Here is an 18480-nt window from a genome sequence, read left to right as displayed (position 1 = left end):
ATAGCAGCTATATGGAGGCTTAGTGCTTGAATTTCAACTAAAACGTTAGTAAAAATTACTCGCTTAAAATATACCAGCTAAAGATCGCAACAGGCCTTGGTGTAAAGGCAACTCTGCCTCTTGCCATTTAAGATTAGACTTATTAGCAAAACTGACTACTTTAATTTGATATTTTCGCATATCCGTATCACGCTGCCACAATTGCTCAAAACTACCGCTATCTCCTTGAATTAATTGATGACGGCTAGTTTCATGAACTAACGCTATTGAGTCTGGGTTTATCCGCTCAGCAATTTGAATATCCGTTAGCATAGTATAATATTTATCTTTAACTAGCTGATTACCAACATATTCAGCACCAGCAAATGCCGCAAGCACCACTAAGCCTCTAACAATATCTTTACCGTCAACATGCGTTGTCACGCCAGCATCAACATAAACAGCACTATTCCTAGTTGTATAGTGAGGCTTATATTCAGTGTTAACTAATGGTGCTCTATCCGGATGTAATAAGGCATGGGTTTCTTGTGCTGTCATACCATATTCTTGGGCTAATACTTTTGCTGGTTTTTCTTTTAATACTGCACGAACATTCACTTGTAGCCAATACTGGGCTTGTAAGGGTGAGTCCACTATATTGTAGCCTCGGCTAAATAAAAAGCTACGCAGATCCTGCGCCAGCGGCAGCTGATATTTCGCACTGGTATTGCGTATATCAAGAAAAATACTACGCTGCTCTGGCTCTACAGGATCAAGGTAAACCGTTTGGCTGATCCGAGTTTGCACATCTAACTGCCGCTTGGCTACCGATGTATGTATCGCCGAGCAACCCGTTAAACAGACTAATATCAAAAGCAGCCAAATACGCATCTAAAATAAGCCTGCTACAGCACGGGTTAAACCTTGGGTTAAGGTTGGCTCGGCTTCATACCATTTTAAGTTGGCCTGATTAGCATAACTGACCACACGGGTTTGGTATTTCCGCATATCGGTATTGCGATTATAGCTGGAGGTTGTACTACCACTGTCACCTTGTAACAATTGATGCTGCGAACTCTCACGCACAGTGCCGTCAAAGCGTTCCATGATCTGAATATCAGTAATAACGCTATAATAAACATCTTCAACTAAAGCATCTACTACAGTGCCGACTATAGCCCCGCCCACCGCTGCTCCCACTGCAGCACCACCTGAAGAGCCACCAGTTGCTCTGTGCAAAGCATAGCCCGAAACGGCACCACCTGCTACTCCATGCCCCATACGCATAGCTGTATTAACATCACGGCCATTAGTACGCCCCACTTGCAACACATTAGCTTGCAACCAATAATGGGCACGGCTAGGACTGTCTATGACTTGATAACCACGGCTAATTAAACTAGCAATAACTTGTGGTTTTAAATCAAACTCTGGCTTATCTGAGGTATTACGAATATCAACAAAAATAGTTCTGAATTCAGGATCCACCGGGTCAAGGAAAATACTTGAACTCATCTTGGTTTGGACATCTAAATTACGTTTTGCCACTGAAGTATGTAAAGCACCACAGCCGCCCAAAGCAATCACTAACCCTAACACTACTAGACTGGTAAGCTTATTCATTTTACTCCCCCACTTTCGGTTATTGCAGCTAATTTAGTGCTTATGCCTGAACCATTAATGAATACAGACAAGACCACAGCAATATCCTATTACAGCTATTAAGTTTAGCTCAAAGCATTGCCTAGCAGCAAACGGACTAGTTTTTACTTTACTTTCCTAGCTTAGTCGTTATAATTTGCGCCGCTGTTTTGAACAATATTTATACTGCTCTTTTTAAAATAAGGTAATCGCTATGCATCCGATGTTAAACATCGCGGTTCGTGCTGCTCGCAGTGCGGGTAACGTGATCGCTCGTGCCTGTGGCCAACTTGATATGGTCCAGAAACTCCAAAAAGGCACTAATGACTTTGTCACTAATGTCGACAAAGAAGCCGAACAAGCCATTGTTCATATATTACAAAAATCATTTCCCAATCATGGTATTGTCGGTGAAGAGCATGGTGATTACGGCAATAACGATAGCGAGTTTCAATGGATAATTGACCCGCTTGATGGTACTGCCAACTTTATTAAAGGCATCCCTCATTTTGCCGTTTCTATTGCATTAAAACATCAAGGTAAATTAGACCAAGCAGTGATCTTTGATCCCCTGCGCGGTGAACTATTTACCGCATCACGCGGCCGTGGCGCCCAGTTAAATGGCACTCGTATTCGGGTTGTTAATTTACCAGATATGTCTGGTAGTATTATCGCTACCGGTTTTCCATTTAAAAACAAAACCCATATGCCAGCTTATACAGGCATGTTAAGCTCAATATTTAATGATGCAGCAGACATACGCCGCACAGGCTCTGCCGCTTTAGACTTAGCCTATGTAGCCGCAGGTCGTTTTGATGGTTTTTTTGAAATTGGCTTAAAGCCTTGGGATATAGCAGCAGGCGAGTTAATTATTCGCGAAGCTGGTGGCTTAGTCAGTGATTTTGTCGGTGGTAATAATCAACTTCGCAGCGGCAATATCGTTGCCGCTAGCCCGAAAGTGCTAGCAGGTATGCTTAAGCATATTCGGCCACATTTAACCGATAGCCTTTCCCGTTAAGCCAGCAGGCTTACCGCCCTTTAGTCGCTTTGTAATTTATAAAGCGACCAAAGGGCTTTATTTTTGTTTAACGATAAAGCTTATAATTGAGTAATTTGATAGCCTTGCTGTTGCAGTAACTGTAATAGATTATGTTCACCGGCTAAATGTAAAGCTCCAACTAATACCATCTCAACTTCTGCTGTGGCTAACATAGCTTCTAACTGTGGTAGCCAAGCTTTATTGCGCTGCGTTAACATCTTATCGTAAAACTGCTTGCCTATAGCCGTATCTGCATGTTCCATAGCTAACTCAGCTAAACTGTTTAAGTTGCCCTCTCGCCACGCTTTTATAATGCTGGTCAACTGAGCTTCAATACGTTGTAAATCTTTTAAAGATTGCTCAATAAAAAAGTCTTCATTACCCGTCGATACATTAAATAATAGCGCTAACTGTTGCTCAATAGTTTCTAAAAATGCTAATTCTCGCTTATCTTGCTGGGCTTTATCTAAATAGAATTTATCCACACCTGTACCAGCTAAGTTTGCTTTTGTGAGTGCTAGTTGCATTAAATTAACAATAACAAAATCCGGTTTAAAGCTATCTAAACCTAATACACTTAAGCCTAAACTAGCAGCATATTGGCATAGAGCTTTATAACTGGCAGGGCTTAATACTTTTGTTAAGCTATTACCATCTTGATACCTAGCATGCTGCATTAATAATTGCATACCCGCAGCTGTTTCTAGCTGCCTGATATCCGCTTCAAATACCACAATACTGCTATTGTCATAGGCATAATTAAAGGCTTCTGGTAACGGAAATGCCGAACTCGGTAATATATGCACAGTGCCAGCTATATAAAGTTTATGCTCACCTTTACTTACTTCAAACACCGAAGTTTGTGCAAAAGCGCTACCGCAAATAAGTAATAAAATAACCAATAAAACACGACGAATCATCTTTAAATATCCCTTTGCTATTATTAACTACACTCTGTACTAGCTGTCAGAAGCGGCTACGTCTAGCCCACGTTGACACCAATCTCTATAGCCACCATCTAAGCTAAAAACTTGGCTGTAGCCCATCAGCTGTAAGTTGTCGGCAGCTAAAGCAGAGCGGTAACCACCACCACAATATAAGATAATCACCTGCGTTTTATCAGGCACTAGTTGCTCTATATCTCGCTCTATAATGCCTTTACCTAAGTGCTGAGCATGCGGAAGATGGCCTTTTTGCCATTCATGATCCTCACGTATATCCAGTAACAGATACGGCTGTTGCAGTAGCTGTAATTCAGGAATAGTGATTTCTTTAATCCGTAATTTAACCTTATTTACTAAGGCTAAAAATGCAGGTGCATGCTGTGTCATAAGCAGAACTCCCTAAATAAAATGCCAGTCATTGACTGGCATTATTAACACTATTTAATCTAAATTACAGTAAGGCTTCGGTATTTTCGCCTTCTTTTTCTATCGGTGGCGGCGGTAGCATGTCTTCACGGCTAATGCCGAGAATTTCTGCCACTGAGCTGGCAACATAAATAGAAGAATAGGTACCTATAGCAACGCCAAACAATAAGGCTGTGGCAAAGCCATGAATAAGTGCCCCACCCATATAAAACAGCACTATTAACACTAATACTGTAGTTAAGGAGGTGATAACGGTCCGGTTGAGTGTTGACGTAATAGCATCATTAATCGTTTCTGTAACACTTGTATCACGTAACTTACGGAAGCTCTCACGGATACGGTCAAAGACCACTATAGTATCGTTTATCGAGTAACCTATTAGGGCTAGAATTGCCGCTAATACCGTTAAATCAAACTCTAAACCTAGAATTGAAAATAACCCCATAGTAATTATCGCATCATGCGCCAATGAAATTACTGCACCTACCGATAATCGCCATTCAAAGCGCATAGTGACATAAAGTAAAATACCAATTAATGCCACTAGCATAGCAAGGCCACCATCTTGTTTTAACTCTTCACCAACGCTTGGCCCTACAAACTCAATCCGGCGCATAGTTACGCCATTGGCATTGTTTTGATTTAAGATAGCCATTACCTCATCACCTAAGGTAGCTTGCTCTATATCTTCACGTAAAGGTATACGAATTAATACATCTCGGCTGGTACCAAACAGCTGCACTACAGCATCTGAATAACCCGCCACAGCTAATGTTTGTCTCACTGCCGGTAAATCGGCCGGCTGGGCAAAACCTGCCTCTATAACAGTACCACCAGTAAAATCTAAGCCCCAGTTAATACCTTTAATGCTAATAGATGCCACTGAGGCAATTAGCATAATTGAAGACAGTATTATCGCTGCCCACTTTAACCGCATAAAGTTTAACGGCTGTTTAAAATTAAAAATTTGCATGCCGTAATCCTTATATTGGTAATGACTGCACGCGGCGGCCACCCCAGAATAAATTGACCAATAAACGCGTACCTACTACAGCAGTGAATATTGAGGTTAAAATACCAATAGCTAAAGTAACCGCAAAACCTTTTACTGGCCCTGTACCTATACCAAATAAAATTAACGCTACTAATAAGGTGGTAATATTAGAGTCGGTAATAGTGGCAAAGGCACGATCATAACCATGATGTATAGCTTGCTGCACCGAGCGGCCATCAGCTAATTCTTCACGAATACGTTCAAATATGAGTACGTTAGCATCAACTGCCATACCTACGGTTAATACAATACCTGCCATACCTGGTAAGGTTAACGTTGCCCCTGGTATCATAGACATTACGCCGACAATTAAGACTAGATTGGCAACCAATGCTAAGTTAGCCACTAAACCAAAGGCTTTATAGTAAATAACCATAAAGATTAATACTGTTACCATACCCCACATAATTGCTGTGGTACCTAGCTGAATATTCTCTTTACCTAAGCTTGGGCCTATAGTGCGCTCTTCAATAATTTGAATAGGTGCTAATAAGGCACCCGCTCGCAGCAAGGTGGCTAAATTTTGTGCTTCACCTGGCGAGTCTATACCGGTGATACGAAAATCACGGCCTAACCTAGCTTGAATAGTCGCATCGTTAATCACTTCTTGGTTTTTAACTAAGATAGGATTACCTTTCTCATCTAACTCTTCGCTTGGTTTATATTCAATAAACACTGATGCCATGCGACGACCTATGGCGGTGCGGGTAGACTCAGATAGCTTATTACCGCCTTTAGCATCCAGTTTAATGCTCACTTGTGGCCGGCTATACTCATCAAAGCTAGAGCTAGCACCAGTAATATGCTCACCGGTTAACATGATTTTCTTTTCCAGCAGCACAGGGCGCCCATCGCGACTATAAAACAACTCTGTGCCTGGTGGTATTCTGCCTTCTAGGGCTGCTGCTAAGTCAGCATCCGTATCAACTAACCTAAACTCTAAGGTTGCCGTTGCGCCTAAAATTTCTTTGGCTTTAGCGGTATCTTGCACACCTGGCAATTGCACCACTATGCGATCTGCTCCTTGGCGTTGCACTATAGGCTCAGCAACACCAATTTCATTGACCCTATTACGAATAATCGTAATATTTTGTTCTAAAGCATATTCTTGAATTTCTTTTAAACGCAGTTCGCTGATACTAGTATTAAAGCTAAACTCTTCAGCACCTGGGCTAAAGACTAGTTCACGATCCCGCTTCTTTAATGCTGCTTGGGCTGCGGCCACATCTTCAGCACTACGCATAGTAATAGTTACATAACCTTTAGCGAGATCCGCTTGTATATTACGGTAGCGAACTCTATCCTCACGCAAATCAGCTCGGAACGTTTCTTCCATATCGTTTAGGTTTTTGTTTAAGGCAGCTTTCATATCAACCGCCATTAAAAAATGCACCCCGCCGCGTAAGTCTAAGCCCAACTTCATTGGTGACGCGCCTATAGCATTTAGCCAAGCCGGCGTTGCTGGGGCTAAATTTAAAGCGGTAACATAATTAGCGCCTAACTTTTCAGCTGCAATTTCACGGGCTTGTAGTTGGTCTTCTGTAGTATTAAAACGCGCTAATACTTGGCCTTCTTCAAGCACTACTGATTTCGCACTTATATTGGCTTGGTCAAAGCTGCGTTCTAATTCAGCACGAGCTTGCTCAGAAACAACACCACCTCGGGTAGCGCTAATATTTAATGCCGGATCTTCCGGGTACAAATTTGGCAAAGCATAGACTAGCGCCAGTAACAGCACGCCAATAACTAGCAAATATCGCCATAAAGGGTTTTTATTTAACACCTGTTTATCCTTTCTGTCGGCTTACAGCGATTTAAGCGTGCCTTTTGGTAATACTGCGCTAATAGCAGACTTTTGTAGCGTTACTTCTGTATTATCGTTAATCGCTACTACTACATAGTCTTTATCATCAGCAATTTTATTAATTCGACCAACAATACCGCCTTGAGTTAAGACTTCATCGCCTTTGCCCAAAGCCGACATTAAATTACGGTGTTCTTTTACTCTTTTCGCTTGAGGGCGATAAATTAAAAAGTAAAAAATCAAACCAAACGCCACTAGCATAATAATCAAATCCCAACCACCACCTTGTGGTGTAGCTTGGCCTGCTACGTCTGCGTATGCTTTATTTATAAATAAACTCATGGATATCCCCTTAATTATAATTAATTTTGTTCTGTCTTGATTAGCGAAGTTTCTAATGTTGGTACTGGTAAATCGCGCTTGGTATAAAACTGTTCAACAAACTGCTCCAAGTTACCAGCAGCGATAGCGTCACGCAATCCTTGCATTAACACTTGGTAATGTCGCAAATTATGCATGGTATTTAGCCTAGCACCTAAAATTTCATTACAACGGTCTAGATGATGTAGATATGACCGAGAATAATTTTTACAAGTGTAACAATCACATTCTGGGTCTAATGGCGTAATATCGTCTTTGTATTTCGCATTGCGAATTTTCACTACACCTGTACTTACAAATAAATGGCCGTTACGAGCATTTCGAGTTGGCATAACACAGTCAAACATATCAATTCCACGGCGCACCGCTTCAACTATATCTTCCGGCTTACCTACGCCCATTAAATAACGCGGTTTAAAAGCCGGCATTTGATCTGTGGTATGGTTTAAAATATTGATCATATCATCTTTAGGCTCACCTACTGATAAGCCGCCAATGGCATAACCATCAAAGCCAATTTCTTCAAGGCCTTGCAACGATACATCGCGTAAGTTCGGGTACATGCCACCTTGAATAATACCAAACAATGCCGACGGGTTATCACCATGAGCATCTTTACTGCGCTTAGCCCAACGCAATGACAATTCCATTGATTTTTTAGCTTGCTGTTCAGTGGCGGGGTAAGGCGTGCATTCATCAAAAATCATGACAATGTCAGAGCCTAAAGCGCGTTGCACTTCCATAGAGCGCTCTGGAGTTAACATAATGCGCTCACCATTTAGTGGTGAACGAAACTTAACGCCTTCTTCTGTAATTTTACGCAGCTCACCTAAACTAAAAACTTGAAAGCCACCAGAGTCGGTTAAAATAGGTTTATGCCAATGCATAAAATCATGCAAATCACCGTGCTTGCAAATAATCTCTGTGCCTGGGCGTAACATTAAATGAAAGGTATTGCCTAAACATATTTGAGCGCCAGTTGCTTCTAACTCTTCTGGCGTCATGCCTTTTACCGTGCCATAAGTGCCTACAGGCATAAAAGCGGGCGTTTCAACTACCCCTCGCTCAAAAATCAACCTGCCGCGCCGTGCCTTACCATCAGTTGTATCTAATTCAAATTTCATTGTTATCCTTTATACGCCAGATAAACAGTCTGGCTAATTTTCGTCGCGATTATAACAGCAAATGCGCCAAAGCTAAGCAATAAACACCTGCTAATATAGCCTAACTAATAAACATAGCATCGCCATAGGAATAGAATCGGTATTGCTCTGCTATTGCCGTGGCATAAGCTTGCATTACATATTCACGCTGGCTAAAAGCAGACACCAACATAATTAAGGTTGATTCCGGCAAATGAAAGTTGGTAATTAAGGCATCTACTACTTTAAATTCATAGCCTGGATAAATAAATATTTGGGTATCACCTTTATAAGCAATTAATTCGCCATTACCTTGTTGAGCAGCAGATTCTAATGAACGAACCGACGTAGTACCAACGGCTATAACCCTGCCACCCCGAGCTTTACAAGCAGCAATGGCATCAACTGTGCTCTGCGGTATATCTATATATTCGGCATGCATTTTATGCTCTAACACATTATCAACTCGTACTGGTTGAAAGGTACCTGCCCCAACATGCAAAGTGACATAAGCAAACTCGACACCTTTATCGGTTAACTGCTGTAACAAAGGGGCATCAAAGTGTAAGCCAGCTGTCGGTGCGGCTACGGCACCAGGAGTTTCGCTATATACTGTTTGATAACGGGCTTTGTCCTCTGCTGTATCTGGGCGGTCAATATAAGGGGGTAAAGGCATATGGCCTAAACGCTCTAACATCTCTAATACGGGCTCAGTAGAACACACCGCCAATTCAAACAGCTCATCATGGCGTTGCAGCATTTCAACTTCAGCCGATTGCTCTAAAATTAACTTTGTACCTGGCTTAGGGGCTTTACTGGCGCGAACATGGGCTAAAAATCGTTTTTGATCTAATACTCGCTCTACTAATACCTCAACTTTACCACCAGAGGCTTTTTGACCGAACAAACGCGCGGGAATAACTTTAGTGTTATTAAATACCACTAAGTCATCAGGATGAATAAAGTCGATAATTTGTTTAAAAATATGATGACTTAAAGCACCATTTTTCTTATTCATAGCTAACAAACGGCTAGATGAACGTTCTGCTTTAGGATGACGAGCAATAAGTTGCTCGGGTAGTTGAAAAGAAAAATCACTCACTTGCATAACTAAGATCCTAGTTGGCTTTACCGACCACACTTTACCGACACAAGGCGCAAAGCTGAAAACAGCGGCGATATTAGCAGAAACCAGCAATTATTGGCATTTTTGCTGTAAAACGGTTGCAATTAAATCTGCCATTAACTGATAACTTGCTATTTTATTGGATGTTGGCCGCCAAACTACGCCAATTTCTCTATAAGCATTTTCTGCTGCGGGTGTTTTAACAATTAACTCTGTACCCGTTAATAAGCCACTATTAATGGCCATTTGCGGCATAAAGGTTACCCCTAGTTTATTATTCACCATCTGGGTTAAGGTATGTAAGCTAGTGGCAAAAAATGGGTTTACTTTACGGCTATCAGCAAGTTCGCAAGCAGTAACAGCGTGCCCTGTTAAACAATGTTCCCGCTCTAATAAAAAAATACTTTCGTCTGGCCACTGACTGACATCTTGATTATAACCGCGCTTTTCCCAGTCTTTATGTAAGACCAGTTTAAACGGATCTTGCGCTAAGGTACGGCTATGCATGCCTAAGGTTTCATAAGGTAGTGCTAACAACACCATATCTAAACGGCCGTCTGCTAAAGCTTGAAGTGAATTATCTGAGGTGTCTTCGCGCAGCAGTAATTTTAATTCAGGATACTGTTGCCGACAGGCTTGCATCACTTCACTTAACACAAAAGGTGCTATGGTAGGAATACACCCTAGCCGAAAAGGACCAGCCATAGGTTTACCCTGATAACGGGCAAAGTCTGCTAAAGATTCGCATTGACTAACAATATGTCTGGCTTGACGCACAACCTCTTCGCCAACAGCTGTAAAAATAAAGGTTTTATGATCTCGTTCTAATAACTGAGCATCTAAGGTTTGCTCCAAGTTTGCCACAGCAGCACTTAGTGTGGATTGGCCGATATAACAGGCTTCAGCTGCTCGACCAAAATGCTGATGCTCATGCAAAGCTAATAAATATTGTAACTGCTTTAAACTAGGCAAGTGTTTCATAACAATTTCCAAGTCTTCAATCAAACATAGTAGGAATAAAATGCAAAACCGCCATCGGCTGTTATCAGCAATCGATAGCAGTTTTAGTGACCTTTAAGCTAGTTCAAATCAACCAAAAATCAGCTTTAAAATATAAAATAACACTATAGCTAGCCCTGCACCAACAGGTAAGGTAATAATCCAAGAAATAAAGATATTACGTACAACCCCTAAGTTAAGCGCTGCAATACCGCGTGCTAAGCCTACTCCTAACACAGCCCCAACTAAGGTTTGTGTGGTTGAAATAGGTAAGCCTGTACCCGAGGCTATTACCACTGTAGAAGCTGCTGATAGTTCTGCAGCAAAACCACGACTTGGTGTCAAATGGGTGATAGCTGTACCCACGGTTCTAATAACTCTTGCCCCTAAAGTGGCTAAACCAATTACAATACCAATAGCACCTAGAGGTAAAATCCACCAAGCTAAGGCTGCTGTACTATTAATTTCACCACCTGAAGTGACAACGCTAACTACTGCTGCTAATGGGCCTATGGCGTTAGCTACATCGTTAGAGCCATGAGCAAATGCCATACAGCAAGCTGTTGTTATCATTAATATACCAAAAATACGCTCTACATTATTAAACTGCATCCGTTTATCTGCGGCTGGATCAAACTTTAAGCGTGAAATAACAACTTTACCTATGACGCCAACCACAATGGCGATGGCAATGGCTAAATAATAACCATTAGCAGTGCTGCCTAGGCCTAAACCAACGTGCTTTAAACCTTTTTGAATAGTCACTAAAGACATCATAAAAGCAGCAAATGCCATATAGAAAGGGACATATTTCTTGGCATTTTCTAACGGCTGTTCAGTATTAAATATTAGTTTTTGCGCGCTCATAAAGAACATATAAGCCAAGACACCGGCTAGAATGGGTGTAATAACCCAACTGCCCACTATACCGCCAACCTTACCCCAGTTTACTGAGTCTACCCCTACACCAACTGCGGCAAAGCCAATAATAGCACCAACTATAGAGTGAGTGGTTGATACTGGCCAACCAAAATAAGAAGCCACTATTAACCAAGTTGCTGCAGCTAATAATGCTGCAATCATGCCGTAGGCCATCAGCTCAGGTGCATCTATAAAGAAGGAAGGATCAGTAATCCCTCCCCGTATTGTTGATGTAACAGAGCCACCTGCGAGGTAAGCACCAGCAAACTCAAAGATTGCTGCAATAAATATCGCTTGTTTAATACTTAACGCTTTAGAACCAACAGAAGTGCCCATCGCATTGGCAACATCATTTGCACCAACGCCATAAGCCATTAAAAAACCAAACACTACTGCAATAAAAATTAAAATTAAACCGTACGATTGTATAATATCCATCAGAATAAACCTTTTTTAGCGACCTAGCATTATTTCGAGCCGTGAACCCACTCGCAGCGCGATATCGGCTAAGTCGCCAACCCACTCTAACGTACGGTATAAAAACATAACATCAATTGGATTTAAATCTTGCTCCAATAAACGTAAAGCTCTACGTAATTTTATTTGCATGTCATCGGTATCTTTTTCAATCCGGTCTAAGCGTCCAATCATTTTAACAACCAGATCTACTGCACGGCCTCGGAAGCCAGTTTCCAGCAGTTCTTCAAACTCATTTATCACATCGCTAGCTAATTGAGTAGCATCAATACAGCGCTGAACATATTGTTTAAAGTCTTGTTGTAACTCAGCCGGGATTAATAGTTCTCGGCCTAAAATACGCCCAGAAATATCTTTGGTCTTATTGGCAATTTTATCTTGCTGTGAAACCAGCTCCAGAATATCGGCACGATCGACAGGTAAAAATAAACCTCGGGGTAAATTAACCCTAATTTCCCGCTTTAAAATGTCAGCTTCCTTTTCCAACATAACGATTTTCTTCCGCACTTCTGTCGCCATGGCCCAATCTTTTTGGTACACAGCTTCAAAAAATGGCAATAACTGTTCGCTTGTTTCATGCACCTTGCGGATATGTTCCTCTATCGGCTTAATAGGTGATTTAGCAAACACGGATAAAAAAGTACTAGCTGGCATAGCCTGGCCTCGTATATTTATTTGACGGTAGTCGGGGCGCATTGTAACGATATTCAAAGCGCAAGAAAAATGAAAAGTGAACACAAAATGAAAATAACCCTAAAAAAGCTTTATTTGTAGTCATTACGTAGTCACTTTAGGTCATAATTTGGTTTTAGTCTCTGGCTTTACATATTCTGCACTGTGCTTTTAAGCTAAAAGACTGCATATGGAGTTGAATTTTACCGTTTTCTATAAAAAAATCACCTGCTAGTAATCATTTGTTCAGTTCTATATTTAACTGAAGTGGTTAAAATATTAAATTTAGTACTGGTATAAAACTGCCAACTCAATGAGTTAAAGCATTAAACACCTGTTTTACTAATGAGCTAAGCAAGGCACAAACCTTGTTTAAATATTAATTTTTACTGTTATATTTTCCAAAGTAAAAACATAGCGCTACACTGATAATAGATTAAAATTAAATTGCATTAGCTTGGCAACAACAACTAGTCGTTAGCCTAGCTTTAACAGTAGCTCTGAATAGGAATACATAATGAAGCAGTTAGTACTTACGCTAATAGGACAAGATAAGCCTGGATTAGTCGATAATCTTGCCACTGTAGTTAATGAAAACAATGGTAACTGGACAGCCAGTAATTTAAGTCATTTAGCCGGTTACTTTGCCGGTATCTTACAACTTGAGGTTTCAGAGCAAGACTTACCCAAATTAACCCAAGCGCTTGAGCAAATGAGCGATCTAGAAGTCAAAATTCAGCATGGTATTGAGCATACTTTAAATGAACAACAACATTTACGCTTTGTGATAACAGGTAATGATAGGCCAGGTATTGTCCGCGAGTTATCATCTGTTATTAAACATAAAGGCACTAACATTATTCATTTTGAAAGTAGTAAACAAGGTGCACCTAATTGGGGCGTGCCGCTATTTACCGCAGTAGCTACAGTTGAGCTGCCTGCTAATGTTAGCCGTAGTGAGGTTGTAAAAGCATTAGAGGCTATAGCTACAGATATTGTTGTTGATATTGATACTGATGTTTAAACTATTTTTTAACTGAATATAGCGGTAATTTGCCGCTGAATTCAGTTAGACTTCATTATTACAACTTATGCTGATGCCTATTCGTGTTTGGAGTAGTAATACAATGCCGCAGCACAGCTTAACTAATAACCTAGACTTTCCCTGCTATCCTCGAGAATTAAGTTGGCTAGACTTTAATGGCAGAGTGCTACAAGAAGCAGCTGATGAACGTAATCCGGCTATAGAGCGATTACGTTTTCTTGGTATTTACTCCAACAATATGGATGAGTTCTTTCGAGTCCGCGTTGCTGATGTTAAACGACGGATCCTGTTAAAAAAATACCAGACTAGTGAACAAGAAGATGCCGAAGAACTGCTAACTAAAATTCAACAACAAGTACAGCAACTAGGCCAACGCTTTAATGCTATTTACTTAGAGATCCAGCTAGAGCTGCGTAAACATAATATTGAGTTAATAGATCATTTCAAATTAACCGAGTTGCAAAGCGACTGGGTAAAACAGTACTTTAGGCAAAATGTGCTTAAGCATATTTCGCCGATGATTTTATCCGGTGATGAGGTTAAATTAACTAAAGCTTTAGAAGATAATACCACTTACCTAATGGTTGAAATGTTAGGTAACAGTAAACCAGAATATGCCATAGTCCAAGTACCAACCGCAGAACTGTCACGTTTTATAGAATTACCGCTAGACTTAAATACCCGTAAGAAAAATGGTCACTATCGGCGGCAAATTTTATTATTGGACGATGTCATCGTGCACTGCATCGCTGATTTATTCAGTGGTTTTTTTCAGTTTGAACAAATTCAAGCCTATTCATTAAAACTTACTCGTGATGCGGAATATAATATTAGTGACACTTTAGACCAAAGCTTGATAGATAAAATGTCTAAAGGTATTCGCCAGCGCTTACAATCAGAACCTGTCCGCTTAGTTTATGATGCAGCTATGCCAGAGCAAATGCTCAAAGTGCTAAATAAACAATTAGGCACCAGCTCCAACGACTCTTTAGTTTCTGGCGGCCGTTACCGTAACTTTAAAGACTTTATTAATTTTCCTAACTTTGGTCATGCTAGTTTAGCCTTCCCACCATTAACTACCTTAGCTAGTGCAGCATTTGAACGTCACACCACTAGTTTTGATGCTATTAACCATAGCGATATCTTGTTGCATTACCCCTATCATAGCTTTAATTACTTTACTGAGTGGGTACGCCAAGCATCTTTTGATCCTAAAGTCAGCCAGATCAGAATTACAATGTATCGGGTAGCTAAGCATTCGCGGGTTATTCATTCTTTACTAGATGCCGTTCGTAACGGTAAAAAAGTTAGCGTTGTTATGGAGTTAAAAGCTCGATTCGATGAGGAAAACAATATTAACTGGGCCCGAAAAATGACCGAAGGCGGCATTCAGGTTATCTTTGGCTTAACCAGTTTAAAAGTGCACGCTAAATTGTGTCTGATTACCCGGCAGGAAAAAGGCAAAGCTGTACATTATGGCCATATAGGAACAGGCAACTTTAATGAAAAAACAGCCTTAGTCTACACCGACTTTAGCTTATTTACTTGTCAGTCTGAGATTACCACCGAACTAGAGCAAGTATTTGAGTTTATTGAACATAGCTACCGCCCTTATATATTTAAGCACTTAATTGTCTCACCAACTTGGGCTAGGCCTAAATTATTGCAATTAATTCAACGCGAAATTGATCTAGCTAACTCGGGTAAAAAGTCTGAGATCCTACTTAAGGTAAATAACTTAGCTGATGATGAAATTATTAATTTACTCTATCTTGCTAGCCAAGCTGGGGTGAAAATACGCTTAATTGTCCGTGGTATGTGCTCATTAGTTTCCGGTATTCCAGGTAAAAGTGACAATATAAAAGTGATTAGTATTTTAGACCGCTTTTTAGAACATGCCCGCATCTATGTCTTTCATAACGCTGGCGATACCGAAGTCTATTTATCTTCTGCCGACTGGATGACCCGCAATATTGATCAGCGGGTTGAAGTCGGCGTACCAATCTTAGACCCTCGATTAAAACAAAATATGTTAGACATTTTAGATATTCAGTGGCGCGACAACGTAAAGGCACGTATTATTGGCCCTTGCCATGATAACGCTTATGTTAAACGTGGCAATAAACGTAAGATCCGCTCGCAGCAGCAGATTTATAATTATTGGGCTCGCCAAGCGCGGCCGCAACTAGACACTGAAACTGAATGAACTCTTCTCGATCAAAGCTCGAGCAAACAGAACATCAACCTTATATAGCTGCTGTTGATTTAGGCTCAAACTCCTTTCACCTCGTAGTTGCACGGATCATCGATGGCGACATTCAGCTACTGCATCGTGAAAAGCAAAAAGTTCATTTAGCTCAAGGTTTAAATGATCATTTTATACTCAGTGAAGAGGCTATAGAGCGCGGTTTAAAAGCCTTAGCACAGTTTTCTGATACATTAGCCCCTTTTGCACTAGGTTCTGTACGGGTTATTGCTACTTTCACTTTACGCCGAGCTAAAAATGCAGCCACCTTTATTCGCCGTGCTAAAGCGGTTTTTCCTTTTCCAATAGAAGTAGTCTCAGGTCAAGAAGAAGCGCGAATAATTTATCAAGGCGTCGCCCACTATGAACATTTTGACGATAAAAGATTAGTTATTGATATAGGTGGCGGTAGCACTGAGTTTGTTATTGGCTGCGGTCAACAGCCTCTTTGCCTTAGCAGTCGTAATATAGGCTGTGTTAGTTATGGCAAAGATTATTTTAGCCAAGGTCGTATTAGTGCAAAACGTTTTAATAGAGCGATTTTACATGCCGAACAAGAATTAGAGCATATTGCTAATAACTTTAAAAATATTGGCTGGCAAAAAGCACTTGGCACATCTGGCACTGTTAAAGCTGTACGCGATATTATTGTTGCTTTAGGTTTTAGTAACGACAGCATCGAAGCTTGTCATCTAGAAACCTTAAAAAGCTACTTATTACAATTTGAAAATTGCAGTGAATTAGTTATCCCTGGCTTAAATGAAGATCGTAAACTGCTTATTTGTTCTGGTTTAGCGATATTAATAGCCGCTTTTAAACAGCTGCAAATCCAACAGCTTTCTTATATAGATGCCGCTTTACGTGAAGGCATACTCTATGAAATGAGCGACCGCTTACAGCATCATGATATTCGCCAACAAAGCGTAGCTAGTATGCAACGCCGTTATGATATTGATATCGCACAGGCAAACCGTGTTAGCAGTACTGCCTTAGCCTTATTTAACCAAGTCAGTGCTAGCTGGCAATTAGAACCTGAACATGGCAAAGCTTTAATCTGGGCAGCAAACTTATTTGAAGTGGGTTTACATATTAATTCGTCAAGTGTGCAAAAACACTCTGCCTATATTTTACAGCACGCTAATCTACCTGGTTTTAACCAAGAGCAACAACTGCTAGTTGCAACTTTAGTTCGTTTTCATCGGCGAAAAATTCGAGCGGAAGAGATCCCACACTTTAGCTTATATCAGCTATCACAAGTGGTTAATTTAATAGTCTTATTAAGACTTGCTGTCTTGCTTAATCAAAAACGTCGTGACAACTTTTTGCCTGATATTCGCATTAGTGGCAGTGAGCAACAATTACAGTTGTATATAGAAACCAATTGGTTAGAACAACAAAGCTTATTAGCTGCTTATTTGCAAAGCGAGCAAAAGCAACTGCGCAAAATCACCTTTCATTTAGAGTGTTTAAACTTGCCTAACTACAACCCCGACTAACTGGCTAAGGTATAAGCAGGCTTATACCTTTTTACGCATCAAATATATAGATAACACTATAAATAATACACTGGGTAATGCCGCGCCAGCAATAGATGGCAGTTGATAGACCAATGCTATAGGGCCAAAGACTTCATTGCTCATGTAAAATGCAAAGCCAGTTAAAATACCCATTAAGACTCTGGCGCCCATAGTAACACTACGTAGCGGCCCAAAAATAAAAGACAACGCCATTAATAGCATAGCAATGATGGTTAATGGCTGTAATACTTTACGCCAAAAAGCTAACTGATACCGGCTAGCATCTTGGCCATTCTGTTCTAAATAATCGACATAATCTGCCAGTCCTGTAATAGACAGCATTTCAGGCTTAATGGTCACCACACCTAGCTTTTCCGGCGTTAATGAAGAGCGCCAACGCAGTCTTGTTAGCTGTTGCTGGTCAATTTTTTGTTCGGTAAATTGCTGTTGCTGTACTTGTTGTAACAACCAAGCGTCATTCTTAAATACTGCAGTTTCAGCATTAACAATAGACACTAGCTTTAAATCATCATCAAATTGATAAATAATAATATTATTTAAATTACCAAAGTCATCAACTTGTTTAATATTAACAAATTGATCAGCATCTTTAGCCCATACACCTTGCTGTGATGCAAATAAATTACCATCTGAAATAGCTTTTATTCGCAGCTCGCGGGCTACTCTATCGCTAATAGGCGCTCCCCACTCAGCAACCGCCATAACAATTAGCACCATTACAACAGCGGTTTTCATAACTGAACTAACTATATTGAAGCGGGACATACCTGCCGCCTGCATTACCACTAGCTCACTATTACTGGCTAACATACCTAAACCAATTAAGCCGCCTATTAACACCGCCATAGGAAAAAAGGTTACTAAATCACCAGGTACTGTATACAGCGTATAAAGTGCAGCATGAACCATATCGTAATAACCACGGCCTATAGAGCGCATTTGGTCTATAAACTTAAACATGGCCGATATGACCAATAACACGCTTAAGGTAAGCATTGATGTGCTTAAAATAGTGCGGCCTATATAAATATCTACTATTTTTAACAT

General features: G+C 40.5%; 17 protein-coding genes. 4 read left to right on the top strand and 13 right to left on the bottom strand.

All coding sequences use genetic code 11. From position 1 onward, the window contains the following. Nucleotides 1–63: 63 nt before the first annotated feature. Nucleotides 64–870, bottom strand: coding sequence for a complement resistance protein TraT (locus tag RDV63_RS04105; protein ID WP_313908250.1), 807 nt, complete (start codon nt 868–870; stop codon nt 64–66). Continuing rightward, nucleotides 871–1602 carry a complement resistance protein TraT gene (locus tag RDV63_RS04100; protein ID WP_313908249.1) on the bottom strand — a complete coding sequence of 244 codons (732 nt, stop codon included), beginning with the start codon at nt 1600–1602 and terminating at the stop codon, nt 871–873. Nucleotides 1603–1834: 232 nt separating this feature from the next. Here RDV63_RS04100 and suhB point away from each other — a divergent pair, with 232 nt between their 5' ends. Beyond that, nucleotides 1835–2638, top strand: a complete 804-nt coding sequence (gene suhB, locus RDV63_RS04095) for an inositol-1-monophosphatase (RefSeq protein ID WP_313908248.1) — start codon at nt 1835–1837, stop codon at nt 2636–2638. A gap of 80 nt (nt 2639–2718) precedes the next feature. On the opposite strand, the gene RDV63_RS04090 is transcribed toward suhB, so the two are convergent. The 10 genes from RDV63_RS04090 to RDV63_RS04045 all read right to left on the bottom strand — a co-directional run bounded on the left by RDV63_RS04090 (nt 2719) and on the right by RDV63_RS04045 (nt 12587). Beyond that, complete coding sequence (locus tag RDV63_RS04090) at nt 2719–3579, bottom strand: TraB/GumN family protein (RefSeq protein WP_313908247.1); 861 nt, start codon at nt 3577–3579, stop codon at nt 2719–2721. Between the two features lie 39 nt (nt 3580–3618). Then, nucleotides 3619–3990, bottom strand: a complete 372-nt coding sequence (locus RDV63_RS04085; protein WP_313908246.1) for a rhodanese-like domain-containing protein — start codon at nt 3988–3990, stop codon at nt 3619–3621. A gap of 64 nt (nt 3991–4054) precedes the next feature. Continuing rightward, the gene (gene secF / locus RDV63_RS04080) at nt 4055–5002 is read right to left on the bottom strand and encodes a protein translocase subunit SecF (RefSeq protein ID WP_313908245.1); all 948 of its coding nucleotides are present in this window, start codon (nt 5000–5002) and stop codon (nt 4055–4057) included. Nucleotides 5003–5012: 10 nt separating this feature from the next. Further along, complete coding sequence (gene secD / locus RDV63_RS04075; protein ID WP_313908244.1) at nt 5013–6866, bottom strand: protein translocase subunit SecD; 1854 nt, start codon at nt 6864–6866, stop codon at nt 5013–5015. A 21-nt stretch (nt 6867–6887) separates the two neighbouring features. After that, nucleotides 6888–7229, bottom strand: a complete 342-nt coding sequence (gene yajC, locus RDV63_RS04070; RefSeq protein WP_313908243.1) for a preprotein translocase subunit YajC — start codon at nt 7227–7229, stop codon at nt 6888–6890. Between the two features lie 20 nt (nt 7230–7249). Continuing rightward, the gene (gene tgt, locus RDV63_RS04065) at nt 7250–8392 is read right to left on the bottom strand and encodes a tRNA guanosine(34) transglycosylase Tgt (RefSeq protein ID WP_313908242.1); all 1143 of its coding nucleotides are present in this window, start codon (nt 8390–8392) and stop codon (nt 7250–7252) included. Nucleotides 8393–8492: 100 nt separating this feature from the next. Beyond that, complete coding sequence (gene queA / locus RDV63_RS04060; protein WP_313908241.1) at nt 8493–9518, bottom strand: tRNA preQ1(34) S-adenosylmethionine ribosyltransferase-isomerase QueA; 1026 nt, start codon at nt 9516–9518, stop codon at nt 8493–8495. Nucleotides 9519–9608: 90 nt separating this feature from the next. Next, on the bottom strand, nt 9609–10517 hold the full coding sequence (locus RDV63_RS04055) for a hydrogen peroxide-inducible genes activator (protein WP_313908240.1): 909 nt from the start codon (nt 10515–10517) through the stop codon (nt 9609–9611). A gap of 108 nt (nt 10518–10625) precedes the next feature. After that, the gene (locus tag RDV63_RS04050; protein ID WP_313908239.1) at nt 10626–11894 is read right to left on the bottom strand and encodes an anion permease; all 1269 of its coding nucleotides are present in this window, start codon (nt 11892–11894) and stop codon (nt 10626–10628) included. Nucleotides 11895–11909: 15 nt separating this feature from the next. Continuing rightward, nucleotides 11910–12587 (bottom strand): TIGR00153 family protein, encoded by a 678-nt coding sequence (locus RDV63_RS04045; protein ID WP_313908238.1) that lies wholly within the window; start codon nt 12585–12587, stop codon nt 11910–11912. A gap of 535 nt (nt 12588–13122) precedes the next feature. Between RDV63_RS04045 and RDV63_RS04040 the strand changes: the two genes are divergently transcribed. The 3 genes from RDV63_RS04040 (at nt 13123) to RDV63_RS04030 (ending at nt 17391) form a co-directional block, all read left to right on the top strand. Further along, nucleotides 13123–13629 carry a glycine cleavage system protein R gene (locus RDV63_RS04040; protein WP_313908237.1) on the top strand — a complete coding sequence of 169 codons (507 nt, stop codon included), beginning with the start codon at nt 13123–13125 and terminating at the stop codon, nt 13627–13629. A gap of 103 nt (nt 13630–13732) precedes the next feature. Continuing rightward, entirely contained in the window at nt 13733–15856 is a 2124-nt protein-coding gene (gene ppk1 / locus RDV63_RS04035; protein WP_313908236.1) for a polyphosphate kinase 1, read from the top strand. After that, on the top strand, nt 15853–17391 hold the full coding sequence (locus tag RDV63_RS04030; protein ID WP_313908235.1) for an exopolyphosphatase: 1539 nt from the start codon (nt 15853–15855) through the stop codon (nt 17389–17391). Before ppk1 ends, RDV63_RS04030 begins: the two co-directional genes overlap by 4 nt. Nucleotides 17392–17412: 21 nt before the next feature. Here the strand turns inward: RDV63_RS04030 and lptG are convergent, their stop codons facing one another. Beyond that, complete coding sequence (gene lptG, locus RDV63_RS04025; RefSeq protein WP_313908234.1) at nt 17413–18480, bottom strand: LPS export ABC transporter permease LptG; 1068 nt, start codon at nt 18478–18480, stop codon at nt 17413–17415.

It is taken from the genome of Rheinheimera sp. MMS21-TC3 (genome assembly GCF_032229285.1).
Taxonomy (GTDB): Bacteria; Pseudomonadota; Gammaproteobacteria; order Enterobacterales; family Alteromonadaceae; genus Alishewanella.
This window is presented reverse-complemented; position numbering and strand designations above follow the sequence as displayed.

Coding starts and splice junctions, on each gene's coding strand:
- RDV63_RS04105 (WP_313908250.1), bottom strand. CDS start 870: ATGCGTATTTGGCTGCTTTTGATATTAGTCTGTTTAACGGGTTGCTCG.
- RDV63_RS04100 (WP_313908249.1), bottom strand. CDS start 1,602: ATGAATAAGCTTACCAGTCTAGTAGTGTTAGGGTTAGTGATTGCTTTG.
- suhB (WP_313908248.1), top strand. CDS start 1,835: ATGCATCCGATGTTAAACATCGCGGTTCGTGCTGCTCGCAGTGCGGGT.
- RDV63_RS04090 (WP_313908247.1), bottom strand. CDS start 3,579: ATGATTCGTCGTGTTTTATTGGTTATTTTATTACTTATTTGCGGTAGC.
- RDV63_RS04085 (WP_313908246.1), bottom strand. CDS start 3,990: ATGACACAGCATGCACCTGCATTTTTAGCCTTAGTAAATAAGGTTAAA.
- secF (WP_313908245.1), bottom strand. CDS start 5,002: ATGCAAATTTTTAATTTTAAACAGCCGTTAAACTTTATGCGGTTAAAG.
- yajC (WP_313908243.1), bottom strand. CDS start 7,229: ATGAGTTTATTTATAAATAAAGCATACGCAGACGTAGCAGGCCAAGCT.
- tgt (WP_313908242.1), bottom strand. CDS start 8,392: ATGAAATTTGAATTAGATACAACTGATGGTAAGGCACGGCGCGGCAGG.
- queA (WP_313908241.1), bottom strand. CDS start 9,518: ATGCAAGTGAGTGATTTTTCTTTTCAACTACCCGAGCAACTTATTGCT.
- RDV63_RS04055 (WP_313908240.1), bottom strand. CDS start 10,517: ATGAAACACTTGCCTAGTTTAAAGCAGTTACAATATTTATTAGCTTTG.
- RDV63_RS04050 (WP_313908239.1), bottom strand. CDS start 11,894: ATGGATATTATACAATCGTACGGTTTAATTTTAATTTTTATTGCAGTA.
- RDV63_RS04045 (WP_313908238.1), bottom strand. CDS start 12,587: ATGCCAGCTAGTACTTTTTTATCCGTGTTTGCTAAATCACCTATTAAG.
- RDV63_RS04040 (WP_313908237.1), top strand. CDS start 13,123: ATGAAGCAGTTAGTACTTACGCTAATAGGACAAGATAAGCCTGGATTA.
- ppk1 (WP_313908236.1), top strand. CDS start 13,733: ATGCCGCAGCACAGCTTAACTAATAACCTAGACTTTCCCTGCTATCCT.
- RDV63_RS04030 (WP_313908235.1), top strand. CDS start 15,853: ATGAACTCTTCTCGATCAAAGCTCGAGCAAACAGAACATCAACCTTAT.
- lptG (WP_313908234.1), bottom strand. CDS start 18,480: ATGTTAAAAATAGTAGATATTTATATAGGCCGCACTATTTTAAGCACA.